We start from the raw sequence: 24,674 nt of genomic DNA, 5'->3' as shown, positions 1-24,674 counted from the left end.
GCCAAAGTTTTAAGGAGGAACAAGCTTTGGGTAAAAAAAATTACTACGCGGTTAAAGAAGGAACTAAGGTAGGGATTTTTAATAACTGGCCGGAATGCCTGGCCTCTGTTAAAGGGTATAAAGGAGCAGTGTATAAAGGGTTTGAAACGAAAGTTGCAGCCCTGGAGTGGTTCAACGGCTGCGTTAGGACTTCTAACGATCTTAACGAAAGCAGCAAGGTGAATGGTCCGCTTGATGCTAAAGGCCCTATTGACTATGAAGTCTATACCGACGGCAGCTATTGCAATGGCAGGTATTCCTATGGTTATGTCTTTATCAAGGATGGCGAGGTCGTTTTTGAAAGCAAAGGGGTTGGGGAAGACCTTGAGGCAGCAAGTATGCGGAATGTCGCCGGCGAACTGGCAGCGGTCCAACATGCTGTGGAAAAAGCCAAAACGCTTAATGCCCGTATTCTGATCTATCACGACTATTCCGGAATTTCTCATTGGGTTAGCGGAGATTGGCAAGCAAAAAATAAGTTTACCAAAGCCTACGTCGCGTTTATGAAAGCGCATCAGGGAATTTACGAATTTAGAAAAGTTATCGGCCACTCAGGAGATCAATTTAACGATTACGTAGATCGCCTGGCCAAAGAAGCTCTGGGAATAAGTACATAGTAACTAGATAAAAAGTTGAATGTCAGAGGTCAGGGCATCGTCTAAATATTCTTTTGCCGTGATGATTTCAACTTCCGGTAACAGTTCGTCTTCTTTAAAGCCCATGACATCAACGGATAATTTACACCCATAAAATTTAACCCCCTTTTTCCTCGCTCCATTGAGAAAGTCTGTCAGAGTGGGGGTTTGGTCATCTTCCATCATCTCACAAAGCATTTGTTTGCCAAGTCCGGCCATGTTCATTCTGGAGAGGGGCAATTCCTCAGGTCCCTTGGGAGTAACCATCCCGAACATTTTTTCATATAAACTTTTGTCCTCGGATGTCCCTTTTTCAGGGTCACGAACGAGCATTAGTCCCCAAAACGCAAAAAACATGGTTACGTCGACCTCCAACTCCCGGGCAGAATTGGCAAGTACCAGAGCGGCTAAAGCTTTATCATATTCTCCGCTAAACATGAGGATGTTCATTTTCTTATTCAATTCACGCACCCCTTCAATGTTTTCTACAAACCTATTGTTCGTAGAAATGGGAATTATATTACACCAAGTTCCTGAAAGTTGTAGGGTGCTTGCTGATTCTTTTAAGAAAGTGGGTTAAAACATTAATTTCACTGAAGTCGTTGTATAAGCCGAAGCTTAATCGAACCATACCTGGGCGGGGAGCATCCGCGTTATTTTTGTAGAAATCCATTTGTTGCGGGGAAATGGATAAAAGCTGCTGAATATAGGGCTGAGCACAAAAACAGCCGCTGCGAACTGCGATGCCCGCCTCTTTGGACAGCATAGCTGCAACCTGATGGTGAGCAATTCCTTGAATATTAAATGGGATAATTCCAATTCTAGGTTCATCTGGGGCGGTATGCGAGTAAAGCGTAATCCCGGGGATTGATTTTAACTTTTGATTGGCATAATTGGTAAGCTCACGCTCATAGTAATCGACGTTTCTCATGTCTATGGCTGTTAAGGTATTAATCGCTGCCACGAGAGCAACAATCCCCATAACGTTGGGGGTTCCCGCCTCTTCTTTATGTGGGGGGTTAGACCACACTACCCAATCATGATTCACGGTTTCTACGGTACCTCCGCCCACAAATTCAGAGATACCCTGTTTAAACGTTTCCTGCGGGCCAATGAGTACTCCTGTGCCAAAGGGGGCGTACATTTTATGAGCCGAAAAAGCAAGATAATCGATATGTTGGAGTGGATTTTTTGGTTTCATATTAACGGCATGGTGAGGGACTAACTGTGCGCCATCAACCAGTATTTTCGCCTGATAGCGGTGGGCCAGTTCAGCTATTTTATGTATCGGGTTAACATATCCGGTAACATTGGAGGCTCCGGTCACGGTTACGAGTTTAACGTTGCCCTTATGTTTTTTTAATTTATACTCTAAATTCTCAAGACTTAATTTTCCATGGGTATCTGTTTGAACATAATCCACATGAAACTTGTTTCTCCACGGGAGATCGTTGGAATGGTGCTCCATCCAGGTCGATAGGATGACACTTTTCTTGTTTCCATGCCAGAGACGATAGGATAATTTGTTAATCGCTTCCGTCGTATTTTTAACAAAAATCACTGTATCGTGGTAAGGTTCGGCATTAACAAATTTTAAGACGACAGATCTTGCCGCTTCAAAGAGCTGGGAAGAAAACTTTGATTTATAACCGGTGCCTCGATGGATAGAAGAATACATAGTTGAAAAGTTATTTATTTCCTCCATAACCGAAACAAAGGGAGGGGTTGAAGCCGCGTTATCGAAGTTTATGGCTGCTGTAAATTGACCGTTCTGCAGAGGAATCTTTGTGTCTGCCCCTACAACCAGATGCCTGTAATTGGACTGCGTCAACTTATAATTCATACAATCACCTCAATCTAAGCAGATATATAAATCAGTATCTGCTCTTCATGCATGATATTTAATTTTCAGGAAAAGGTGACAGTTAATGAAAGGGCAATTTGACCGCCGGGATGACTAATGGTATCATCCTAAATGGATGTTGCTTATTATTGTTTGGTAACATTGAAAGCAGAGGTTGAATCCGGATGGCAAAAATTGAGCTGATCGCCACAGCCGCTTTTGGTTTGGAATCCATTGTGGCTCGTGAGCTAAAAAAACTTGGCTATGATAATTTAGTGGTCGAAAACGGGAGAGTCTCTTTCAGCACTGATGAGCTGGGGATTTGTCGTACAAACCTCTGGTTACGCAGTTCTGATCGTGTTCTTCTTAAAATGGGCTCTTTCAAAGCTCGAACATTCGAAGAGCTTTTTCAACAAACGAAAGCATTGCCCTGGGAGGAGTGGCTTCCCGAGAAAGCGAACTTTCCCGTTCAAGGAAAATCTATTAAATCCCAGTTGTTCAGTGTTTCCGATTGCCAGGCTATTGTAAAAAAAGCGATTGTGGAACGCCTCAAAGCAAGCTATGGTAGAAGCTGGTTTGAAGAGACGGGACCCCGTTATCAGATCGAAGTCGCCCTGCTCAAGGATCTTGTGACCCTGACCTTAGACACGTCCGGCTTAGGTTTACACAAGCGCGGCTATCGGCAGCTTGCCGGACAAGCGCCCTTAAAAGAAACTTTGGCAGCGGCAATGATTCTACTAAGTTACTGGCACAAAGGTCGCGCCTTACTGGACCCTTTTTGCGGGACCGGAACAATTCCCATCGAAGCGGCATTTATTGCCCAGAACCGGGCGCCGGGCCTGAAACGTAGTTTTGCAGCCGAGAAATGGCCCAGAATTCCCAAAGCACTCTGGCAAGAAGCTTGGCAGGAAGCACTCGATCTTTGGAATTGCCACGTACCTTTACATATCTACGGTTCAGATATCGATCCGAAAGCTTTGGCTTTAGCCCGCACACACGCTCTTGAGGCCGGGGTAGAAGATGCAATCCACTTTCAGCGACTAGCGGTGGCCGATGTGCGGTCCAGGTTTAAATACGGGCATATGATTGCCAACCCGCCCTATGGTGAGCGACTTGGGGATGTCACAGAGATTGAAGGACTCTATCTTGAACTTGGAGAAACGTTTAAGCGTTTGCAAAACTGGTCCCTGCATATGCTTACCACTCATCAATTTCCAGAACGCTTCATCGGACGGCGTTGGGACAAAAGCCGAAAGCTTTATAACGGACGAATGGAATGCCATTACTTCCAGTTCTTCGGCCCACGTCCCCCTCGGGAAGCATACCAAAACGCCATTGATCAAGGCTAATATTGACATTTTTGAAACCTCTACCTTGGGAGAATGCATAATTTCCTGGGGTTTTCTTTTGGGACAAAGCCTTCGCCTAACAGCGCGCTACCATGCGCGGATCAAGAAGATTCCCTTCGGCTATTGCGTTTATTTCAGATATCCCCTTAAGCTAAATTATGTACATAATGTATCAGTTGTCGGGCAAAATCCATGCGTGAGTAACGAATTTTGTGCCTTGAGCACAGCGAAAGGAATGATACTTATCATGAGTCAAGTCCCACTAAAACAACGCAACAACTCACTTATCGTAACGGTTTTGGTGGTTGTCGTGATTCTGGGTGTTATGGTCTATCTCGCATGGCCGTATCTTTCAATTCTGAATAATCCAGAGCAGACGAGGAACTTAATTATAGGAGCTGGGGCATGGGGTCCAGTAGTCTATATATTGCTTCAGGTCGCACAAGCCTTTATTGCCCCAATACCCGGACAGGTCATCGGATTCGTTGGCGGATATTTATTTGGAACTTCCTGGGGATTAGTATATACACTCATCGGTGCTGGAATTGGCTTTACGCTGATTTTTGTCCTGACGCGAAAACTAGGGCGACCTTTTGTTGAACTCTTTATTAAAAAAGAATTATTGGAGAAGTTTGACCACTTAACTGAGGATAAAGGAGTATTGGTATTCTTTTTGATTTTTCTTCTGCCGGCTTTTCCGGATGACATGATCTGTTTCATTGCTGGACTTACCAGAATTAAAATTAGCACTCTCGTTCTAATCTCCATAGCGGGACGACTCCCCGGATATGCTATACTTAGTTATACGGGTAGCAGGTTAGTCTATGAAAATATGCATCCTGTTGTAGTTATTGTGTCGGCTTTAATTATGCTATTGATTATTGTTTGGTGGAATCGCCTGTGGCTTCGTGAATTTGTGGAGCATAATAACCGTATTCAATGGGTTAAAGAGCAATGGTCTGGTTCGTGGCTAAAAGTCACCTTGTGGTCTTTTGGAATAATAATTATTGTAATATTTCTGTACAAAGCGCTACTGTGATTCCAATCCAGCAGTAAAAAAGGTTTAATCGGCGGATGAAGGAGATCGGTGTGGAGGAGTTCTACCAGGAGCAGACCAGACTGCCAAGGTATTGAGTATGCAATGAGGACTTAGCAGGGGGAATATTAATTATGTCACAATTGCACCTTGGAGAAATCATCATTGATGTTGAACAAAAGAACATTAAAAATATCGTAGTTCATGAAATGGTTCATCTTCTGGTCAGAAAGCATAATGCAGTATTTAGGGCATACATGAATGAATATTTGCCAAAGTGGCGCTGCTGTAAAGATGAGCTTAACAGATAAGTGGTAAAACATGAAGACTGGAATTATTAGATAAAGGAAACCCGTTAGTCCCCTACAACATTGAACATGATAACGTGGAATAATTTGTTGATGGATGCCCACTTGCGATATGTTATACTAAAATAAAGCCTGGATTATTTGAAATCAAGAAGTTCGTGCGGATAGGAGGAAAACTTTATGTCACTAAAAAATGGAAACGACTATATAGAAAGTCTTAGAGGACTAAAACTTAATGTCTATGCCTTTGGCGAGAGAATTGAAAACATCGTTGATTATCCGCTTTTTCGTCCTCATATTAATTCCGCAGCTATAACTTATGAATTGGCTCATGATGCGAGTACTGAAGATCTCGTAACAGCGACTTCCCATATCACGGGGAAAAAAATAAGCCGGTTTACGCACATCCATCAAAGCACTGAGGACTTACTGAAGAAAGTCAAAATGCTGCGCATGATAGCGAACCGGACAGGAACTTGCTACCAACGTTGTGTCGGTTTTGATGCCTTGAATGCAACATATAGCGTATCTTATGAAATAGATCAAGCGTTAGGGACGAATTATCATGAAAGATTCCGCAGTTATCTGGAATATATCCAGGAAAATGACTTAATGGTGGCGGGTGCGATGACCGATCCTAAAGGAGACCGGGGCTTAATACCCAGTCGGCAGAAAGATCCGGATCTGTTTGTCCATATCGTCGAAAAGAATGACAAAGGAATTGTTATTCGCGGGGCGAAAGCTCATCAAACGGGAATTATTAACTCTCACGAAATGCTAATCATGCCAACCGTGGCTATGACGGAAAATGACAAAGCATACGCCGTAGTCTGCGCAATCCCTTCAGATGCTTCTGGAGTTCTGCATATTTTTGGACGACAAACTAATGACCAACGGCGACTCGAAGGAGAAATTGATCAAGGAAATGCTCTGTATGGAATTGTCGGCGGAGAGGCATTGACTATACTGAATGATGTCTTTGTTCCATGGGAGCGAGTGTTTATGTGTGAAGAGTATCAATTTGCGGGTTTACTCGTTGAAAGATTTGCTTCTTTACATCGTTCCAACTATGGTGGCTGTAAAGGCGGAGTAAGTGATGTCATCATAGGAGCTGCCGCAGCGATTGCCGAGTATAACGGGGCAGCAAAGGCCTCTCATGTCCGGGATAAAATCGTAGAAATGGTGCACCTTACTGAAACTCTTTACAGTGGGTCTCTGGCTTGTTCCTGCGAAGGTGTACCGACTCCGTCCGGTGCCTATCTGGTGGATCCCATGCTTGCAAATACTGTAAAGCAAAATGTTACACGTTATATTTATGAAATCTGCCGCTTGGCCCATGATATAGCGGGTGGTTTTATGGCCACATTGCCCTCCGAAAAAGACCTGAAACATCCGGAAATAGGACCCTATATTGAAAAATACTTAAAAGGTGTTGACTCAGTGCCAACTATCGATCGAATTCGCATGGCCAGACTTATCGAAAACATGACGGGCGGGACAGCCCTCGTCGAAAGTATGCATGGAGCCGGTTCACCCCAAGCTCAAAGAGTTATGATTCTGCGCCAAGCCAATTTGGATAGGAAAAAGAGCCTGGCTCAAAAACTTGCCGGAATCCAAGTCAGCTCCAACTCGATGGTCCATGATTAACAATCTCTTCCGCAATATTTGTACAATAGTCTCCAATGCGCTCCAGAAAGTATCGTGAAACACATTTTGGAAGAGATAGGTGGTACAATTAGTGTAACTTCTCAGCTAGGAGTGGGGACTATTTTACATGTGATTTGCCATGAGCTAAATCGTAGTTCGCAGTTCTTAAATTGTGCAGAGGTGCGTCCCCGAGCGAAGCAAGTATAATTAAATTAAATAAATACAAGCATGGCAATTGCCATGCTTGTATTTATTGTTTATTGAACGGAAACCTGAGGCTCGCCCTTAAATGATCTAACGTCTCGAATTGCCCTTTGCACTTCTTCATCAAGTCCTTTAATGGCAATAGTAACCGCACCTTCCGAGCCATCGACCCCACCTGCAGCAATGCATCGCGCTTGGACATCGTAGAGTGTTTCCAGGGCAGTAATTTCCGTAACAACGGTAGCGCCAAGCATAGGAATGAGACCAACTTTATGGCCAAAGGATTCGTCAACGGGGGATTTAGTCATAAATTCAACAGCTGCTCGAACATCGGGAATCATTTTCTCAAGACCGATCGGAACAATCAGTTCAATCCCTCGGGCATAAAGGATCCCTTGAGCCGCCCCGATAGTACCTCCCGTGGAATCTGAAACCATTACAGCAGCTAAACCGGTGTGGTCTACGGCGTTGCCGCCTTTAATGAAGATATCCCCAACCTGTAATTTGGGCAAATATTCTTTCCAGGAGATCTCCAGGGCTTGTCCCTTGGCAAGAACATAAGGAAATGTTTTCTTAGAAGACTGACTGATTCCCAGCTCTCCCTTGGTGACGATGCCCACGGTATAGCCGGTTTTGTCCTCAATCCGGACTCCAAGTAACTCTTCCGCCACAAAGGCATTCGAAGTACTGCCTGCCACAATAATCGTATATTTTGCCAAAGCGTTCAGAACGCTGGGCAGGGCCTTGACCCCTTTGGCAATAAGTCGTTTTGATTCACTGGATGTTAACGTAAGTAAAGCTTTCATAGGTTTCCTCCTAAATATTCTTCCGATGGCAGTCAGTCACGACCGAATACCCCAAGCACGCTTACGCTTTATTTTATCCGAAAACCGGAAGAGGTTAAAGCATTTAAATATTTATTTACATCTATTCATTAGAAGCATACGAGATTAACTGGGACAATTAACCTAAACAGGCATATACTACCAATAGAAGGCGGTGGACTTGTCGGGCGTGGGCACCAAATCATTACTACTATTGCTTACAAACGATAGATAAAACGTGCCTTGTTCATGTGCAACTTAAAAAAGCAGTTGCACGGTTATTATTTGAGAGAAAGGAAGAAGCAGTTATATGGAAAGACAAATAGGTTATTCCTGCGTGCGGATACCATCCGTTCCGATTCCCCCTGGCACTAGATTAACTCCTTGTATGACCGCGCAAGCTTCGTGCACGACAGTGCAAAACCCATGTGAGAAGAAGGTACCACCGGTTACACCGAATCCTGTTGTGCCGGTCTCTGCGGCATTGGCAACGTGCACTCCTTTAGCAGTTACGCAAACGGGTAATAGTGTATTTGTGACAGTTTCGATTCCGGCGGAAGCGATAATTACTTTACCAAGACATGCCCTGGAAATTAAAAAATTAAAAAAAATCTTAAGATAACCCAGTGCAGGTTTTTTAACGCTCCTGCCCCCATTATAGTTGGTGCGCCACAAGATACTCCCAAGCTGTTCCTGGGAGGTTTCGTACGCAAGGATATTCAATATTCGAGAGTAAAGAATCAAACGGCAACTACAGTGGATGGTGTGATTAGGGATTTTGTCGTCGATATCCCCATTTCGTGTGTAGTTGATCTTGGTACTTCCCTTGCCGTACCGGCTCTCCAATTCGACCGACAACAAGAATATGAGTATTTAAAAACGCTGCCGCTTCCTTCCGGGTTCTCGGCAAAAGATAAGCTGATGATGGGTGATCTGTCGGAGCATAATGTCATTAGCAATAAATTCCTTAATGTGCTGCCCACTTGTCAGCTCATCTATAGCCAAATCAACGAAATGGATGATGCTCTTGACCGTGTACCATTGGCAGGAGGGCCTTTCGAAGAAGGCGTTTTCAAGACCATACAAGAGAAGATGGTCGTTATTGTTCAAGTGATGCTTACTTTTCAAGCGCTTGCTATTCCCTGATCTTGCTTTTGAAATGAAACCTTCAAACGTCATTTCGGAAATATTTTGAAGCAGCAACTAAGTAAGCTGCTAAATGGCAAAGGCCTTGGAGAGAAATCCTCTTCAAGGCCTTTGCTAAGTTTGCTTCTGCCATAAGGTTGAAAGATAAAAAAACACTACAGGAGATTATTTTGGTAAATCACCAACTTGAGCAACCCCTCCGGTGTAAAATACTTTCCACTGGGAGTCCACTTTTATTAGGTTAAAGAAGAAATAATCATTATTTGTAGTACTGTACCACAACATAATATGTTCCGGTCCGTCTTGTTTTATTTCTGCGGGTTTATCATTTAAACGAATGGTGGCGTATTCCGTAATGACAGTCCTCGTTCGGCTGATAAAGTCGACATAATACTCAAAAGATTTCCAAAAAGTCTGATAAGCGGGTGACATATAATTCCAAGCCTCACTATATGAGCTGCTCCTCTGGGCATCATAAAATCTTAGGGCTACTTCTTCCGGTTCGAGGGATTGATGGACAAAATTAGACTGTTTTTGACCAAGTTGAATTGGGCCGGGCGCAGAGCATCCTACCAGCCCGATGATCAACAAAGCCACCATGAAAACTCTTTTCACACAGATACCCCTTTTCACACAGATACCTCTTTTCACACAGATACCTCCTCGGATCAATCAGTAACAACTAATTATATGTGCTTGATTTCAGCAGAGACCATCGCTTCTCAACTATTCTTCCGGTTATGATCCTCCCAATACTTTAAAATGCACCTTCTTGATTGCCACCCATTTTATTTTAGGATATACTTTATACACCTATACCTTACCAATGATCCAAGGTGTTTTAAAGAAGAGGGAGAGAAGAGAATTGAAAAAAGTCGGAATTGTGATGGATTCTACAGGATATTTATCAAATGATATCCTGGAGCAGTTTCAAATTCGAGTCGTACCTCTGATTGTTAATATTGGGAACGAAGTATTTTTTGAAACCGAACTATCCAGTGCTCTTTATTTTGAAAAGTTAAGTCATATCTCCGGTTTATCGACAACCTCTCAACCTTCCGTTGGCGCATTTTCGGAAACCTATCAAGCTATGTTTTCGGAAGGCTTCGAGGATATTGTCAGTATTCATATCTCTTCAGGCATTAGCGGGACGCTTCTTTCAGCCCAGATGGCAAAAGACTTAGCTTCCAGTCCAAATATTCACCTCTTTGATTCCAGGTCCACTGCGCTGGGTCTAGGTGTACTGGCTTGGGCTGCGGCAGAATGGGCGGACCAAGGTTGGAGTGCTTTACAAATTATGGCACAGCTGCACAACTTAAAACAACAGACAGAGCTTTATTTTGTAGTTAATACGCTTGAAAACTTACGAAAAGGTGGACGAATCGGTGGAGCCGCCGCCCTGGTCGGGAGTTTACTTAATATAAAACCGATTCTATACTTTAATCAACAGGCCCAAATTGATGTTTTTGATAAAGTTCGCTCGCGTTCCCGGGCATGGCAGCGTGTGCTTGACGAATTAAACCGTGCCTTATCTTCGGGAAAACGTTACCGTATTTGTCTTATGCATGTCAATATACCGGAAGAAGGAGAAACCCTACTCAACGAACTAAAGGTTTGTTATCCGGAACATGAGGTTCGTTTGTTTGAACTTGGAGCCGTTATTGCAACTCATGTCGGACATGGAGCTTATGGCCTTGCGTTTCACCCCTGGCCTTTCCAAGCTATGTAGACTGGATTTACGAATCTATACACAAAAAGGAGCAGAGGTCCAGTGAAAATTGCAATTTCTGGCAAGGGCGGCGTCGGAAAAACCACTTTTGCCGCCAATTTAGCCCGTTGGTTAGCGCAAAAGGGAATCTCTGTTTTGGCGGTTGACGCGGATCCGGATGCCAACCTTGGAACAGTGCTGGGCATATCCGATGATCTGCTTGCGGATTTAAAACCGATTGTCGAGATGAAAGAATTGATTGAAGAGCGCATGGGGGGCAGGGGAACCTATTATCCTCTCAACCCCAAGGTTGATGATATCTTAGATAACTATTGCGTCTCCTTAGGACCCCTTCGGTTTTTCCGGATGGGGAACATCAAAGGGGGAGGAACCTCCTGTTATTGCAAAGAAAACAGCTTTCTCCAAGCTTTGGTCAATTCCCTGATCCTGGGGGAACAAGATACGGTCATAGTGGACATGGGCGCAGGGATAGAACAATTCACGCGGGGTACGGCACAAGGCGTCGATGTCCTGGTCATTGTTACTGAAGCGACGAAAGTCAGTGTCCAAACCGTAAAAGCAATACAGAAACTGGCTCTTGATTTGGGTATCCCACGGGTTGTCGTTGTCGGGAATAAAGTACGCCATCTCCAGGATGAAGATTTTCTGCGCGAGCGTTTTTCTCCGGAACAGCTGATTGGCAGCATCCCTTACTGCGACGAACTGTTGGAAATGTCTATCAATACAGGTAGTGACCAATTGCCTGGAGGATCACTGGGGGTTCAACTCACGACAATTTTCCAAAGGATTGAAAATGAGGGAGAAGAGGAGGGTGGAAGATGCCCAGATATCGGGACTTGACCCATACTGCCCAGCCGTCGTCGGCGCCGCGAGTCGTCGAGCCCAAGAGTTCCCTGCGGACGACAGATCCCGGTGTCCTGCAAATGCTGACCATGATTCAGGATCGGAAAACCGAGACGGTTTATGACCGCGTAGTTGCCCAACAACCGCAGTGTACTTTTGGCTATAACGGGATATGCTGCCGCATTTGTATTGCCGGCCCCTGCCGAATTAAAAAGGAAGATGGTCCCGGGAGTCGTGGCATCTGCGGCGCATCCGCCTACACAATTGTTTCCCGCAACCTGGTCAGATATATTGCCGGAGGGACTGCCTCCCACTCCGAGCATGCCCGTCAGCTCCTGCATGCCGCTCATGCTTTGGTTGAAGGGCGGGCCCCGGATTATGAGCTTAAATCACCGGCCAAGCTTTTAAAATTAGCTGAGAAATTAGGGCTCGGCACTCTGGGCCGCGAGGACAAGGAAATCCTTCAAGACGTAGTGGAGCTGGGGTATGCAGATTTTGGCCGCTATCAGGATCGGCCGCTGGCCTTCCTGGACAGCTTCATTACCGAAGGACGCCGCCGGAAATTCCAACACACCAATATCATGCCGCGCGCCATTGATGGTGCGGTCACGGAAATTATAGCGCAAACAGCTATGGGCGTGGACGCTGATCCGGTAAATATTATTTTTGGGGGACTGAAAACTGCCCTCGCCGACTTAGCCGGCTCATATATCGGCACAACTCTGAGTGATGTAATGTTCGGAATTCCCGAACCCATCGTCTCCGAGGCCAATCTCGGGGTGATTAATCCCAAAATGGTGAACATTGCCGTCCACGGACATAATCCGGTGTTAAGTGAAATAGTTGTTGCAGCGGCCCGGGCGAGGCAAGATGACGCCCGGAAGGTTGGCGCCGAGGGAATCAATATTGTCGGGATTTGCTGTACGGGTAATGAACTGCTCATGCGGGAGGGGGTCTATCTGGCGACCTCTTCCGCTTCGCAGGAAATGGCTATCCTGACGGGCGCCTTGGATGCCATGGTAGTCGATATTCAATGTATCTATCCCTCCGTGCAAACTATTGCCGAATGTTACCATACGAAGGTTGTAACGACAGAATTGATAATGAAGATCCCGGGAGCCCAACATATCGCCTTTAATCCGGCAACTGCTCTGCACGATGCGCAAAAGCTGATCAGCATAGCTCTTGAGGCCTACAGGCAGCGGGATCCCAGGAAAATCTCCATTCCCCCGGAGCGTCACAAGCTTGTGGCAGGTTTCAGTCTGGAAGCGCTCAGGGCCATTTTCGCCAATCTTTGTCCCGAGCGTCCAATATCTGTGCTGACTGAGGCCATCCTCAGCGGTCAGCTCAAAGGGGTTGCCCTGATGGCCGGCTGCAACAACCTCAAACGACTACAAGATGAATCCCATGTTAATATTCTCAAAGAGCTTGTGAAAAATGACGTATTTGTCATTGCCACCGGCTGCTCCGCCGGGGCTTATGCTAAATTTGGTCTGATGTCCCCCTTGGCCGTGGACGCATATGCCGGGGCAGGACTAAAATCATTTCTAAATACGCTTGAAGGAGCAAACCCCCAATTGTCAACCGGGCTACCGTTGGTATTCCACGTCGGGGCCTGTGTTGATAATAGCCGCGGTATGGATTTGGCAATCGCCATGGCCAATGAACTGGGTGTAGATATTCCTAAAGTTCCTTTCGTCGTGTCTGCTCCGGAGGCTATGCATGAAAAAGCAATCGCCATCGGTACTTGGGCGGTCACTATGGGCCTGCCTGTCCATGTTGGCTCGTTGCCCCCTGTGGAGGGAAGTGACCTTGTCTATGGCCTGACTACGCAAATCGCACATGATGTCTTTGGCGGAAATTTTATTTTTGAAGTTGAGCCTTTAATCGGCGCCGCAAAACTCCTGGATGCCCTGGAGTATAGGACTTGGAAACTGAACATTCATCAAATGACAGCAGAAAAACATAGTACAAAGGTTGCCCAAGGCTGGTAAGACTGGTAAGAAAGGAGGGGAGATTATGTCCATGGAGCAAATTTACGAAAGCTCTGTTAAGGACCCCGCTAAGCAACCGAAAAAACTGTTGCGTAAGGCCTACGCCGGCACCATTATTGCCCTGACATATACAGAAATCCTCCTGAATCGGGCAATCAAAGACTTTGGTCCCGACCAAAGCATCGGTTATCCGGATACAGCTTACTATCTCCCGGTCATTACCTGTCTTTCAGGCGAAATGGTGACTCAGTTGGGAGAACTTGTTCCTATTTTGAACCGGATGCGTAATCAGGTTCGCTCAGAACTTACTTTTGACAATGCAAGGCTTTGGGGAGAATCCGTTCTTTATGCCGCCGAAATCATTGAAGCGCTGCATTATCTGCGCGGAGACGAACCCAAAGTTAAACCATGGACTGGATTTTTAGGTGACCCTATTTTACGGAAACATGGGATTAAGATGGTCGACTGGACGATTCCGGGAGTCGCTGTTATTCTGGGACGGGCCCAAGACGCAGCGGCGGCTAAGAAGATTGTCGATAATTTAATGGGCAAAGGGTTTATGATCTTTCTTTGCGATGAGGTTATTGAGCAGTTACTGGAAGAGAACGTCAAAATTGGCGAAGACTACATCGCTTTTCCTCTCGGGAACTTTACGCAGGTTATTCACGCCGTGAACTATGCCTTCCGGGCGGGCCTGACTTTCGGCGGTATTCCTGCCGGAGAACGTGAAAATCATCGGGACTATCAACGTCGCCGCGTGCGGGCTTTCGTTCTGCAGCTGGGAGAATTGGATGATGTCAAGGTTGCCGCTGAAATGGGCGCCATCTTTATGGGCTTTCCGGTTTTAACGGACCAGCCGCTGAGTGAGGATATGCAAATCCCGGATTGGTATATTTCTGAGCCTGATTATGATAAAATTGTTCCCTTGGCTTTGGAAATACGCGGGATAAAATTGACAAACCTCGAAATTCCTATTCCGGTAAACTTCGGTCCGGCTTTTGAGGGCGAAGCGATCCGCAAAGCGGACACCTACGTGGAATTTGGCGGCGGCTGGACTCCGGCTTTTGAACTCGTTCAGATGGTCGGCCCGGAGCAAATAGTTGACGGTCAGGTCACGGTTATTGGACCGGAAATCGATAGCGTTCCGGAGGGGGCCAAACTTCCCCTGGGCATTAAGATTGACATTTTTGGCCGCAAGATGCAGGTGGATTTTGAAGGCGTTTTAGAACGTCGCATTCATTACTTTGCCAATTATGGGGAAGGTGTTTGGCATGTGGCCCAAAGGGATTTGTGCTGGGTACGGATTTCCAAAGATGCCAGGGCAAAAGGTTTCTTAATTCGGCACTTAGGGGAACTTCTGTTGGCGAAGTTAAAGCAGGAATTTCCGGCAATCGTGGACCGTGTGCAAGTTACTCTTCTGACAGACCAAACAGCCGTTGAAGAAGGCCTTGTTCAAGCCCGCGAGCGCTACCGGGCGCGCGACGATCGGATGAGGAGCTTGACAGATGAGTCTGTGCAGGACTTTTACTCTTGTTTGCTTTGTCAGTCCTTTGCCCCCAACCATGTCTGTATTGTCACTCCGGAACGGGTGGGCTTGTGTGGCGCCGTAAGCTGGTTGGACGCCAAAGCATCTTACGAAATCACCCCAAACGGACCAAACCAACTCATCCCTAAAGGGCCGGCACTTGATGAGCTGAAAGGTATGTGGCAAAATACAAATGATTATTTATATAAAGCTTCCAATAACACCTTAGAAGAGGTTAATCTTTATACCTTAATGGACAAACCACTGACCTCGTGCGGCTGCTTCGAGGCCATCATGGCCATCGTTCCTGAAGCCAATGGTCTCATGCTCACTACCCGTGAACACACCGGCATGACCCCTAGTGGGATGACCTTCTCCACGCTGGCCGGAATTTGCGGCGGCGGAATACAAACCCCGGGTTTTATGGGAATCGGCAGATCGTACCTCCTCAGTAAGAAATTCATCTCTGCGGATGGCGGAATTGCCCGTATTGTCTGGATGCCCAAAGAATTGAAGGAATTCATCCGCGATGACTTTGTTCAACGCTCCGTCGACGAGGGGTTAGGTGCGGATTTTATAGATAAGATTGCTGACGAATCCGTCGGCACCACGGTAGAGGAAATCGTACCATTCCTTGAGGAAAATGGACATCCTTGCTTTGCGCTTGAATCACTAATCTAAATTATCCCCAAGAGGTCCAGGCTTTGATATAAATTAGAAAGGGGTTGCAAAATGGCTCTCACTGGTTTAGATATTTACAAACAACTACCAAAGAAGAACTGCAAGGAATGCGGCGTACCAACTTGCTTAGCCTTTGCCATGGCTTTGGCCTCCGGCAAAGCGGCGTTGGACGCTTGCCCTTATGTTACCGAAGCTGCGCGTGAGGCTTTGAATTCTGCTTCAGCTCCTCCAATCAAAGCCGTCAAGTTTGGAAAAGATTCTGTTCTTGGAGATGAAACAGTCCTGTTCCGGCATGATAAGACGTTTTATCACCCCACTACGTTGCTTATCCATGTGTCGGATACTTTAAGCGACGACGAATTGAGGGTAAAACTCCAGGAGATCAAAAACTTAGAGTTTGAACGTGTCGGATTGCACTACAGCATTGATGGCGTAGCAGTTGTCAATGATTCAGGCGATGCTCGGCGCTTTGCCCAAGTTGCCGCCGAAATGGCTGAAAGTACGGATAAATCCCTGGTTTTACTGAGTGAAGATCCCCAAGCGGTCAAAGCGGCCCTGGTTCAGTTGGTATCCCGTAAGCCGCTGATTGGGGCAGCAACGGCCGCGAACTATGAAGCAATGGTTAACCTTGCCAAAGAAAACTCCGTACCTGTAATTATTAGGGCGGAAGGTCTCGATGCCCTCAACGATCTCGTGGAGAAGGCCCAAGCCTTGGGTTATAAGGAGTTTGTCCTGGATCCAGGTTCGAGAACACCGGTGGAAACGTTGGCAAATTTGACCCATCTGCGTCGTTTGGCCATCAAGAAGAAATTCAGACCATTTGGTTATCCGGTCATTGCCTTTACCGGCAAGTCTGAACCGCTGGAAGAAATCATGGAGGCCAGTATTTATGTTGCCAAATACGCCAGTGCAGTTGTTTTGAAAACCAGTTCTCAAGCCCACCTTCTTCCTTTAATGACTTTAAGGCAAAATATCTATACTGATCCTCAGAAACCAATTCAAGTTGAGCCGAGCTTACATTCCGTAGGAAATGTCAACGAAAATTCTCCCTTGTACATTACGACGAACTTCTCCTTAACATACTACAGTGTGGAAGGGGAAGTGGAAACCTCCAAAATCCCCAGCTATATTCTCCCTATTGATACCGATGGAACCTCGGTACTCACTGCTTATGCCGCCGGAAAGTTTGAACCGGAGAAAATCACCGAAGCGATGCTTGCTTGTGGCATTGCCGATAAAGTAAAACATCGCACCGTGATCATTCCGGGCTATGTTGCTGTGATCTCGGGCAAACTTGCGGTATTATCCGGCTGGAAGGTTGTCGTCGGCCCACGGGAATCCAGTGGAATTGTTTCCTTCTCCAAGACCTTATCCCTATCTTAAGTCATAAAATAACCACAAATGTTTAATAAGCCAACTGTCTTGGCAGTGATGAAGTGAAACCTTCAGGCCACAAACGCGACGTCGCCGGAAGAATGAAGATATTTATTAATAGGCTAGACCCCTTGCCGCTTGTCGGCGCGATCAAATAATAATAATAGGTTATTTTCCAGAGTGGAAAGGAGTGGAGTACATGTCTGTCACCTTAGTGAAAGAAAGATATGCCAGCAAAGTTGGCGAGGTAGTGCTCGGAGCAACGCCGGAACAAGGAGGAACGAGAACTGCTACCGTGACCGTTGGGGGAGATAGCGCCTTACCTTTTCTCCACTTTGAAGGTCAAATGCCTAACCGTCCGGTAATCGCCATGGAGGTAACCGATATTGTGCCCGCATGGCAGGAGCTGATTACGCGGCAAATTGGAGATGTCCTCAATGACCCTGCGGCCTGGGCTAAAAAATGTGTAGACGAGTTTGGCGCGGATCTTATTTTCCTGAAATTTGATGGCGCTGATCCGGAAGGTGAAAATCGCTCACCCGAGGATTGTGCCCGGATTGTTCGGGAAGTCCTGGCTGCCGTCGGCGTTCCGCTCATTGTCGAAGGGTGTGACGATCCGGCCAAAAACAATGAGGTAATGACGGCTATTGCCGAAGCTGCCGCAGGCGAAAACCTGTTGATCGGTTTTGCGGAACAGGATAACTACAAGTCCATAGTGGCTGCAGCGATGGTTCATAAACATACTTTGATTGCGCGCTCCCCCCTGGATATTAACATCTGTAAACAGCTTAATATTTTAATCAATGAAATGGGCTTACCTTTAAACAAAATTATTATTGATCCAACTGTTGCGGGGCTCGGATTCGGTATCGAGTATGTATATTCTATTATGGAGCGAGCTCGCCTTGGAGCCTTGGCCAATGACAAAATGCTCTCCATGCCCATGATTTGTAACATTGGCTCTGAGGCGAATCGCTGCAAAGAGGCTTATGTATCTGCGGAGGAGTATCCCGGGTGGGGAGATCTCGCCGACCGCAGCGTGCTTTGGGAAGCAGTAACCGCTTCCGGTGTCCTCCAAGTCGGAGCCAGTATTCTTGTTATGCGCAACCCGGCAGCAGTACGGCTAGTCCGGAAAAACATTGCCGATTTGATGAGCGAGTGAGACATACTATTGTGGTGGGTGGTACAGCAGTGATTGGTACAGATGTAGAGGCTTTATTACCCAGAGTAACCCGTTATGGAATTATCTTGATATCAATTTTAAAGAATCCTTTGATATTGTAACGCTCATATTTTTTGATTTTTGTGCATTAAACACAGATGAACTAAACATACTGCTTGCAAAAATACACACGTCTCTTAAAGATAATGGATTTTTCATATTGGATATTGTTTCGGAAAACAAGGGAACGGCGATATCAACTAATATTTCCGTATGTGAAGAGGGATTCTGGAGCGGGGCTATTGTTTGGGTAATATTAGTATCAATCAACTCAACACAGGGCACTATTAATGCCCACTGGACACAAGGCGCATCTACAATAATTGCAAGTCTGCTAGCATTTGTCGTTTATGGAATAACAGTAACTTACACCATTAAAAATTATAGAGAACTAGGTGTTAAGGCTTAATGCAATTGTCAAGAAAAGAATGGTTCAACCACCTTTGATAGTCAGCAAGCCGTACTATTAGAAAACAATAAACACCAAATAAATAACATTTCACAGGGGCACCCTACGATTAAATTTCGTAGAGTGCCTTGCCCGTTTTCAGTCTTATTATTCTACATCTACCGTCGCGCCGGATTTGAATCCACTGTAAATTTGTCTTCGTAGACGGTAATCTTTTCGCTCCATTTTTTTGACGTTCGCAAAAAAGGAATTTTCATGCAGGAAATGAAGGATGGTACGCAGGAAATAATTGCGTGAATTAAGCACGTATGTCCGGGAATAAAATCATAAACTGTGCTATAATTAAACTATCGGATCTCCTTCCTCAATGACCTCGCATAAAGGTGAGTAAGTTGAATAGCTTTTGTGTTCTGTTGGTCAAAGGAAGTAGACTTGCATTGAATGAAAAAAGCGTGTGCAGTGAACTCAAATGTGGGTTTGCAGAAATGAAAGGGGATTGAAACCTATGGGTATGTTTAGCAAAGTGAAAGATCTATTTCAAGCGAATATTATGGATTTGGTGAACAAGTCGGAAGATCCTGAGAAAATGTTAAATCTTTATGTAGACCGGGCAATAGAAGAGGTTCGCAACTTTCATATTCAAGTTAACCGTGCCGTAGCGGATAAGATTCAACTTGAGGAGAACATTGAGGGTTTAAATAAGGAAATTGAACTGCGCACTGGTCAGGCAGCGCTAGCCGTACAACAGGGCAAGGATGACTTAGCCCGGGCTGCTTTGACTTATAAAAAACAGGCAGAAGCCAGCAAAATAGATTATGAGTCTCAACTTGTTGACCAGGCTAAAGTAGTGGAAGACCTTCAGGAGAACCTCCGCGTTCTTACGGAGAAATTAGAAAAGGCAAAGACGGAACGCAATAACCTTGTCATGCGCCAACGTCGTGCGCAAACCATGAAAAGAGCTAATGAAGCAATATCTGGGCTCTCCACCCATGATCCTTTGGCAGATATTGATCGGATGAAAGACCGGGTTCAACGTACGGAGGCGGAAGCCAAGGCTTCCCGCACAATGGTGAACACCAACACGATTGAGGATCAATTTGCGGAATTGGAAAAGAGTAAAGCGGATTCGGAAGTCGAAGATGAATTGGCTAAGCTTAAAGCAGGGTTTAAGAAAGAGCCGGAAAAGGAATAAACCAAATATACACCATTGGGTGGTTATAGACGCAAATCGTACAAGGAAATGGTAAGGATAAGGTGATTGGCATGAACTCGCGGACAAAACGAATAGGGGTTACCATTACAACTATCATGCTCATCGCGAGCCAGGCTTCACTTACCTTGGCACGTGGGGGCGGGGGAGTGGGCGGAAGTCTGGGAAAAAGTTCGAGCGGGTCTTTCTCAGGGGGTGGCCTTTCCGGAGGTGGTCTTTCCGGAGGTGGGGGACTCGGTGGGTTCTTCCCCTTCCCATTCTTTTTCTTCGGGGGTACTTCCGGAGGATCCGGGGGATTTTTCAGTTTAATCTTCTTAATGGTTATCTTCTACCTCATTTATAAAGCATGGCGCACCTTCAGTAGCGGGGGTCGAAGAAGGAAGATGAGGGGTCGTGGTTTTGGCGATGGAGATTTGAATGACTATTCCGGCGAGAACCCAATGGATTTAACCGGCCGACCGATTACGAATGCAGAAAGTCTTCAGCGCTTTGCTAAATCAATCGACTTTACGCGCGAAAACATGCGCTATTTTGCAGAAACCTTTCCACGATGGGATCGGGATTTCATTATTGGGCGGGTCCGTCAGGTCTTCTTTTGGTTGCAGGATGCCTGGAGTCGCCAAGACCTTTCGGCAGCCAATGATTTTTTAACAACAGCCCTGGGTAATAAGTACCGGACAGATCTGCAAGGGATGAAAGCGCGCGGAGAACGCAATATGATCAAGGAACCTGTGCTGAACACAGAGGACATTGAATTCATCCATAGCCAGTTGGATGAACAAACGCAACATTTAATAGCCATGGTTTCAGCGAGTTTAATTGATTATACCGTCGATACCTCTGAACGGCTGATATCCGGCGATAATACGCACAGGCTCTACTATACTGAATTCTGGGAGTTTGTTTGGCAGGATGATCGGTGGTTGCTTTCGAATATTTACCAGGAAGATGCTTTGGAAGTTACCAAAATTGCTCGTGGGGAGGAAGAGTGATGTTCTTAGTTAAAGAACCCGTTGTGCACCTTTGTACGCGCCCAACCGGTAAGATGTAAAGGGGTAAATTATCGTATTTGACAATTCCAGGCCGACATATTATTATTTATGTATTCTTATGTGTAACCCTATTTACAGGGGTGTCGCCAAGCGGTAAGGCACCAGACTCTGACTCTGGTATTCGTTGGTTCGAATCCAGCCACCCCTGCCAATCGTTTTTCTCGACGTCGAATAAGCGTCAAAGCCCGACTTGACGTCTTGTGCAAATCCTGTGATGAGGTTCATTGGCAATCCGAAAGAGGCAATGTAATGGAATTGGCCGCAGCTTATGCTGTGGCTTATCTGTTTATGTCGCAGAAAATGTTTTAGGAGGTAGAAACATTTATACCGGTCCATTGTAAATTAATCATTGCATAGTTTTTCAAAGCGATCGAATAATATATCTTTGAATTTTTCTCTAACCGATTTATCCAAAAATATTTCGTAAATTTTAAATAAAACCTTTCCTTCGGTCGAAAGAACCAGGATTGAACTCCTGGCAGCTGAAATATTTCCTATTTGCTTAAAAGGAACTTCTTTCGAGCCGAACCAGCCTTTTCTGCTTAAACTATCCTTGGTTATAATATATCTTTTGGTGACTGCGGGAAAATAGAATGTTACAAAATCCATCAGGGCAACCAAGAAAAAAATATCTAAAACCCTGACCCAGGACCATTTAAATAAAATTGAGAAAAACAGATTTATACAAATACTTGCAATAAGTATTCTTTTCAGACTTGCTGTGTAAGGTGGGTGTTTAGTTTCAAAAAGAATTTCTTGCTTATTGGCCACAAGTATCACCCCAAATTTGTTTGTTACAATTTAATAGTTCGGCTTGAGAAGCCCAAATCCTGTTTGTGATTTAGAGATTATTTGAGTTTTTAGCAATTGGATCCCGTTAAATTAAGTTAATAAAGGCCTCACAGTTTCTTTAACTATGAGGCTTTCAATAATATCAATAATCTTATATGCTTCCAATACTCAAACGGTCAGTTTGTCTTCTGGGCAGTTTCTGATTTTTGAAAGCTTTTTAATATTTTCGTACAAAGAATAATTATCCCCAGGGAAACCATGGTTAAACCTCCGGCCACGACAGTTAACAACCAGCCAAATGTCATATTGGACATTTCCACATTTATCACCTACTTCTTAGATTAATGAAGGTATCTCGTTGTTACATCAAATTTATACCCATACCCTGTAGAGCAGTGATAACAGCAATCATAATACTGGCTGCCAGCACCGAGCCAATCTGCCCTCCGGTGTTCACACCCATGGCGTGCATCAGCAGATATGTGTGGGGGTTGGCTTGGGTCCCTACTTTATGCACTACGCGGGCCGCCATCGGGAAAGCTGAAATGCCGGCGGCGCCAATTAAGGGGTTGACTTTTACTCTGGAGAAGATGTTCATAACTTTAGCGCCCATAACACCAAACGCAGTATCACCGCAAATTGCGATAAAACCGAGACATAAAATACCCAAAGTCTTCACAGTCAGGAAAACGTCTCCATTCATGGTAGCCCCAACTGTAAGGCCCAGGAATAAGGTGGAAATAGTGGCAATTTCGTTTTCAGCAGATTGTACTAATTTGCCGACTACCTTACATTCACGCAAAAAGTTGCCCAGCATCAAAGTTCCCATTAAGGGCGCGCCTGATGGTGCAATCAAGAGGGTAACTATGGTAACCACTATCGGGAATAAGGTCTTGGTTCTTTGTGTAACCGGTTTGAGCATATCATAGGACATTTTCATTTCCCGCTCTTTTTTCGTTGTACAGAGCTTCATCACCGGCGGTTGGATCAGCGGCACCAGTGACATATAGGAATAAGCGGCCACCGAAATGGGACCAAGCAGCGCGGGGTTAAATTTAGAAGTCATATAGATAGATGTAGGACCGTCACAAGCACCGATAATAGCAACGCAGATTGCTTCCATCTTGTCATAACCAAGTGCCAGGGCCAGAAGTAAAGTCAAGAAGATACCGAACTGGCCTGCCCCACCCAGGAGAAGGATTCTGGGGTTCTGAAGCAGCGGTCCAAAGTCGGTCATAGCACCGATACCTATAAACAGCAGGCAAGGGAACAGTTCGTTGGCGATTCCTGCATTATAGAGAACATCAAGGATTCCCTGATCAACAAGTTGTTGGCCTGCTTGCAACGGTAGGCCCAATACATGTTGCACGCTATCATGGAATATAAACCCTTCACGTGGTACATGGATTAATTCCGTTAAGGGTAAATTGGCCAAAACACAGCCGAAACCGATAGGTACCAGTAATAATGGTTCGTAATCCTTGGCAACACCCAGATAAAGCAAGATTAACCCGATAAGTATCATGACAATAGATTGCCAGGTTAAGTGCGTAAATCCGGCTAAAAGATTCATTAGAAAACTTTGTTGAGTCACAACATCTAATATTCCCATTCTCTTATACCGCCTCTTTATCTATGAATTATTTATCACTAAACTAAGCAACATGGTTTATTAAGCTGCCGAGCTTTTATCAGCTTGCGCAGCCTTCCTACGGCTTTTAATCCACCAGCCGCTGCCGCAGACCAGTACCGTAATCACGGCCGGAAGTACCCATTCCAGATTCTCAGGCATGTTTAAGATGGAATGAGGCATAGCTTGGATAATTCCATCAACTGTAGTATTGTAATACTTGGCCAATTCCGGCGCGGTAGTGTTGAAGAATTTGGCAACTTCTTCTCCGCTGGCATGACTGAAGTTATAAAGCAGGGGAGCAATTTTTTTGTCGGTATTGATCATTTCACCGGCAGTCCAGGCTATCAGGCCGGCACCGATATAGACAAAGGGAGGGAACTTATTCATTAACCAAACAAGCAGCTGACTGCCGACAATAATAATCGGGATACTCACAGCAAGACCGATTATCAACAGCAAATAATTCCCCTTACTAGCTGCTGCAACGGCAAGTACATTGTCCAGACTCATAATCAGGTCGGCTATGATAATCGTCTTAATAGCCGTCATCATATTGCTGGAGGCTTCCATTTCATCCTCGTCTTCTTCGTCAGTCAACAGCTTAATGCCGATCCAAATGAGCAGCAACCCCCCGATTGCTTGCAGATAAGGGATTCTCAAAAGAAAAACTGCCACAATAGTCAGGACAATACGCAAGATAATAGCTCCGGCGCTGCCCCAGAAAATAGCCATTTTCCGTTGCTTGGCTACTAAGTTACGGCTGGCCAAGGCGATAACAACTGCATTGTCTCCGCTCAAGACAAGATTTATTATTAATATGTTTATTAAGCCAAAAATTAATTCCTGTGTTTCCACATCACGCTCTCCTTTCCTCAATAACAAAATATCCAAAAAAATACAAACGGCCGGTACCTTTCTTTACTCCGGCCGTATTAAGAAGAACCTAGAACTACTCCAATGTCACAAGAACTGTTGTCGTAGTAACATTGGAACCGGCTACTGCATCGATTGAAGCTACAGTTCCATCAGCTGTCGAAAATACCTGAAGTTCCATCTTCATAGCTTCCAAAGTGGCAATTTCATCATCTTGCTCAACTTTGTCACCAACATTAACATTAATGGAAAGTAATTTTCCCGCCATGGGGGCATATATAGCTGTACTCACAACAAATGACCTCC

At 45.3% G+C, this 24,674-nt stretch carries 25 protein-coding genes and 1 tRNA gene; 16 read left to right on the top strand and 10 right to left on the bottom strand.

The features are described 5' to 3' along the window. The first annotated feature begins 26 nt into the window (after nt 1-26). Complete coding sequence (locus AC6I5A_RS01605; RefSeq protein ID WP_034610930.1) at nt 27-656, top strand: ribonuclease H1 domain-containing protein; 630 nt, start codon at nt 27-29, stop codon at nt 654-656. Between the two features lie 3 nt (nt 657-659). Here the strand turns inward: AC6I5A_RS01605 and AC6I5A_RS01600 are convergent, their stop codons facing one another. Continuing rightward, nucleotides 660-1,136, bottom strand: a complete 477-nt coding sequence (locus AC6I5A_RS01600; RefSeq protein ID WP_034610927.1) for a DsrE/DsrF/DrsH-like family protein — start codon at nt 1,134-1,136, stop codon at nt 660-662. 58 nt (nt 1,137-1,194) lie between these two features. After that, nucleotides 1,195-2,517 (bottom strand): aminotransferase class V-fold PLP-dependent enzyme, encoded by a 1,323-nt coding sequence (locus tag AC6I5A_RS01595; RefSeq protein WP_034610925.1) that lies wholly within the window; start codon nt 2,515-2,517, stop codon nt 1,195-1,197. Between the two features lie 185 nt (nt 2,518-2,702). Between AC6I5A_RS01595 and AC6I5A_RS01590 the strand changes: the two genes are divergently transcribed. From AC6I5A_RS01590 to AC6I5A_RS01575, 4 genes are all read left to right on the top strand, one after another. Next, a complete protein-coding gene (locus AC6I5A_RS01590; protein ID WP_034610923.1) occupies nt 2,703-3,866 on the top strand; it encodes a THUMP domain-containing class I SAM-dependent RNA methyltransferase in 1,164 nt (387 codons plus the stop codon). 247 nt (nt 3,867-4,113) lie between these two features. After that, nucleotides 4,114-4,905: a TVP38/TMEM64 family protein gene (locus AC6I5A_RS01585; protein ID WP_497900406.1), complete on the top strand. Its 792-nt coding sequence runs from the start codon at nt 4,114-4,116 to the stop codon at nt 4,903-4,905. A 131-nt stretch (nt 4,906-5,036) separates the two neighbouring features. Then, the gene (locus AC6I5A_RS01580) at nt 5,037-5,213 is read left to right on the top strand and encodes a YgjP-like metallopeptidase domain-containing protein (protein WP_497900405.1); all 177 of its coding nucleotides are present in this window, start codon (nt 5,037-5,039) and stop codon (nt 5,211-5,213) included. A gap of 177 nt (nt 5,214-5,390) precedes the next feature. Then, entirely contained in the window at nt 5,391-6,857 is a 1,467-nt protein-coding gene (locus AC6I5A_RS01575) for a 4-hydroxyphenylacetate 3-hydroxylase family protein (RefSeq protein ID WP_034610922.1), read from the top strand. 257 nt (nt 6,858-7,114) lie between these two features. Here the strand turns inward: AC6I5A_RS01575 and AC6I5A_RS01570 are convergent, their stop codons facing one another. Together AC6I5A_RS01570 and AC6I5A_RS01565 are read right to left on the bottom strand one after the other, a co-directional pair. Further along, the gene (locus AC6I5A_RS01570) at nt 7,115-7,867 is read right to left on the bottom strand and encodes a hypothetical protein (RefSeq protein WP_034610919.1); all 753 of its coding nucleotides are present in this window, start codon (nt 7,865-7,867) and stop codon (nt 7,115-7,117) included. A 345-nt stretch (nt 7,868-8,212) separates the two neighbouring features. After that, complete coding sequence (locus AC6I5A_RS01565) at nt 8,213-8,560, bottom strand: hypothetical protein (protein WP_052167824.1); 348 nt, start codon at nt 8,558-8,560, stop codon at nt 8,213-8,215. Between AC6I5A_RS01565 and AC6I5A_RS01560 the strand changes: the two genes are divergently transcribed. Beyond that, entirely contained in the window at nt 8,486-9,031 is a 546-nt protein-coding gene (locus tag AC6I5A_RS01560) for a hypothetical protein (protein ID WP_497900413.1), read from the top strand. The genes AC6I5A_RS01565 and AC6I5A_RS01560 overlap by 75 nt on opposite strands. A gap of 165 nt (nt 9,032-9,196) precedes the next feature. Here the strand turns inward: AC6I5A_RS01560 and AC6I5A_RS01555 are convergent, their stop codons facing one another. After that, entirely contained in the window at nt 9,197-9,682 is a 486-nt protein-coding gene (locus tag AC6I5A_RS01555) for a hypothetical protein (RefSeq protein WP_034610916.1), read from the bottom strand. A gap of 214 nt (nt 9,683-9,896) precedes the next feature. Here AC6I5A_RS01555 and AC6I5A_RS01550 point away from each other — a divergent pair, with 214 nt between their 5' ends. The 10 genes from AC6I5A_RS01550 to AC6I5A_RS01505 all read left to right on the top strand — a co-directional run bounded on the left by AC6I5A_RS01550 (nt 9,897) and on the right by AC6I5A_RS01505 (nt 21,221). Beyond that, the gene (locus tag AC6I5A_RS01550) at nt 9,897-10,760 is read left to right on the top strand and encodes a DegV family protein (protein WP_034610913.1); all 864 of its coding nucleotides are present in this window, start codon (nt 9,897-9,899) and stop codon (nt 10,758-10,760) included. Between the two features lie 42 nt (nt 10,761-10,802). Further along, nucleotides 10,803-11,600 (top strand): ATP-binding protein, encoded by a 798-nt coding sequence (locus AC6I5A_RS01545; protein WP_034610911.1) that lies wholly within the window; start codon nt 10,803-10,805, stop codon nt 11,598-11,600. After that, complete coding sequence (gene cooS / locus AC6I5A_RS01540) at nt 11,579-13,597, top strand: anaerobic carbon-monoxide dehydrogenase catalytic subunit (RefSeq protein ID WP_034610909.1); 2,019 nt, start codon at nt 11,579-11,581, stop codon at nt 13,595-13,597. Before AC6I5A_RS01545 ends, cooS begins: the two co-directional genes overlap by 22 nt. 25 nt (nt 13,598-13,622) lie before the next feature. Next, on the top strand, nt 13,623-15,803 hold the full coding sequence (acsB, locus tag AC6I5A_RS01535; RefSeq protein WP_034610907.1) for an acetyl-CoA decarbonylase/synthase complex subunit alpha/beta: 2,181 nt from the start codon (nt 13,623-13,625) through the stop codon (nt 15,801-15,803). Nucleotides 15,804-15,854: 51 nt separating this feature from the next. After that, complete coding sequence (acsC, locus tag AC6I5A_RS01530; protein WP_034610904.1) at nt 15,855-17,186, top strand: acetyl-CoA decarbonylase/synthase complex subunit gamma; 1,332 nt, start codon at nt 15,855-15,857, stop codon at nt 17,184-17,186. 190 nt (nt 17,187-17,376) lie between these two features. Then, a complete protein-coding gene (locus AC6I5A_RS01525; RefSeq protein ID WP_034610902.1) occupies nt 17,377-18,339 on the top strand; it encodes an acetyl-CoA decarbonylase/synthase complex subunit delta in 963 nt (320 codons plus the stop codon). Nucleotides 18,340-18,559: 220 nt separating this feature from the next. Continuing rightward, complete coding sequence (locus tag AC6I5A_RS01520) at nt 18,560-18,808, top strand: hypothetical protein (RefSeq protein ID WP_497900404.1); 249 nt, start codon at nt 18,560-18,562, stop codon at nt 18,806-18,808. Nucleotides 18,809-19,313: 505 nt separating this feature from the next. After that, nucleotides 19,314-20,000, top strand: a complete 687-nt coding sequence (locus AC6I5A_RS01515; protein WP_034610900.1) for a PspA/IM30 family protein — start codon at nt 19,314-19,316, stop codon at nt 19,998-20,000. 71 nt (nt 20,001-20,071) lie between these two features. Then, nucleotides 20,072-21,010: a TIM44-like domain-containing protein gene (locus AC6I5A_RS01510; protein ID WP_034610945.1), complete on the top strand. Its 939-nt coding sequence runs from the start codon at nt 20,072-20,074 to the stop codon at nt 21,008-21,010. A gap of 136 nt (nt 21,011-21,146) precedes the next feature. Continuing rightward, nucleotides 21,147-21,221 (top strand) — tRNA-Gln (locus tag AC6I5A_RS01505). 191 nt (nt 21,222-21,412) lie between these two features. On the opposite strand, the gene AC6I5A_RS01500 is transcribed toward AC6I5A_RS01505, so the two are convergent. From AC6I5A_RS01500 to AC6I5A_RS01480, 5 genes are all read right to left on the bottom strand, one after another. Further along, the gene (locus AC6I5A_RS01500) at nt 21,413-21,841 is read right to left on the bottom strand and encodes a hypothetical protein (protein WP_034610898.1); all 429 of its coding nucleotides are present in this window, start codon (nt 21,839-21,841) and stop codon (nt 21,413-21,415) included. A gap of 197 nt (nt 21,842-22,038) precedes the next feature. Beyond that, nucleotides 22,039-22,176, bottom strand: a complete 138-nt coding sequence (locus AC6I5A_RS01495; protein ID WP_497900403.1) for an OadG-related small transporter subunit — start codon at nt 22,174-22,176, stop codon at nt 22,039-22,041. A 47-nt stretch (nt 22,177-22,223) separates the two neighbouring features. Next, on the bottom strand, nt 22,224-23,474 hold the full coding sequence (locus AC6I5A_RS01490) for a sodium ion-translocating decarboxylase subunit beta (protein WP_497900402.1): 1,251 nt from the start codon (nt 23,472-23,474) through the stop codon (nt 22,224-22,226). Between the two features lie 60 nt (nt 23,475-23,534). After that, nucleotides 23,535-24,350, bottom strand: coding sequence for a TerC family protein (locus AC6I5A_RS01485; RefSeq protein WP_034610896.1), 816 nt, complete (start codon nt 24,348-24,350; stop codon nt 23,535-23,537). A 94-nt stretch (nt 24,351-24,444) separates the two neighbouring features. Continuing rightward, a complete protein-coding gene (locus AC6I5A_RS01480) occupies nt 24,445-24,660 on the bottom strand; it encodes an acyl-CoA carboxylase biotin carboxyl carrier protein subunit (protein WP_034610894.1) in 216 nt (71 codons plus the stop codon). Nucleotides 24,661-24,674 lie beyond the last annotated feature (14 nt).

The organism is Desulfosporosinus sp. Tol-M2, from assembly GCF_059735615.1.
The sequence above is the reverse complement of the archived record's forward strand: the minus strand, read 5'-3'. Positions and strand labels throughout refer to the sequence as shown.

What these genes read in the sequence shown, in the direction of transcription:
- AC6I5A_RS01595 (WP_034610925.1), bottom strand. Translation starts at nt 2,517, where the DNA reads ATGAATTATAAGTTGACGCAGTCCAATTACAGGCATCTGGTTGTAGGG.
- AC6I5A_RS01590 (WP_034610923.1), top strand. Translation starts at nt 2,703, where the DNA reads ATGGCAAAAATTGAGCTGATCGCCACAGCCGCTTTTGGTTTGGAATCC.
- AC6I5A_RS01585 (WP_497900406.1), top strand. Translation starts at nt 4,114, where the DNA reads ATGAGTCAAGTCCCACTAAAACAACGCAACAACTCACTTATCGTAACG.
- AC6I5A_RS01580 (WP_497900405.1), top strand. Translation starts at nt 5,037, where the DNA reads ATGTCACAATTGCACCTTGGAGAAATCATCATTGATGTTGAACAAAAG.
- AC6I5A_RS01575 (WP_034610922.1), top strand. Translation starts at nt 5,391, where the DNA reads ATGTCACTAAAAAATGGAAACGACTATATAGAAAGTCTTAGAGGACTA.
- AC6I5A_RS01570 (WP_034610919.1), bottom strand. Translation starts at nt 7,867, where the DNA reads ATGAAAGCTTTACTTACGTTAACATCCAGTGAATCAAAACGACTTATT.
- cooS (WP_034610909.1), top strand. Translation starts at nt 11,579, where the DNA reads ATGCCCAGATATCGGGACTTGACCCATACTGCCCAGCCGTCGTCGGCG.
- acsB (WP_034610907.1), top strand. Translation starts at nt 13,623, where the DNA reads ATGTCCATGGAGCAAATTTACGAAAGCTCTGTTAAGGACCCCGCTAAG.
- acsC (WP_034610904.1), top strand. Translation starts at nt 15,855, where the DNA reads ATGGCTCTCACTGGTTTAGATATTTACAAACAACTACCAAAGAAGAAC.
- AC6I5A_RS01525 (WP_034610902.1), top strand. Translation starts at nt 17,377, where the DNA reads ATGTCTGTCACCTTAGTGAAAGAAAGATATGCCAGCAAAGTTGGCGAG.
- AC6I5A_RS01515 (WP_034610900.1), top strand. Translation starts at nt 19,314, where the DNA reads ATGGGTATGTTTAGCAAAGTGAAAGATCTATTTCAAGCGAATATTATG.
- AC6I5A_RS01510 (WP_034610945.1), top strand. Translation starts at nt 20,072, where the DNA reads ATGAACTCGCGGACAAAACGAATAGGGGTTACCATTACAACTATCATG.
- AC6I5A_RS01495 (WP_497900403.1), bottom strand. Translation starts at nt 22,176, where the DNA reads ATGTCCAATATGACATTTGGCTGGTTGTTAACTGTCGTGGCCGGAGGT.
- AC6I5A_RS01490 (WP_497900402.1), bottom strand. Translation starts at nt 23,474, where the DNA reads ATGGGAATATTAGATGTTGTGACTCAACAAAGTTTTCTAATGAATCTT.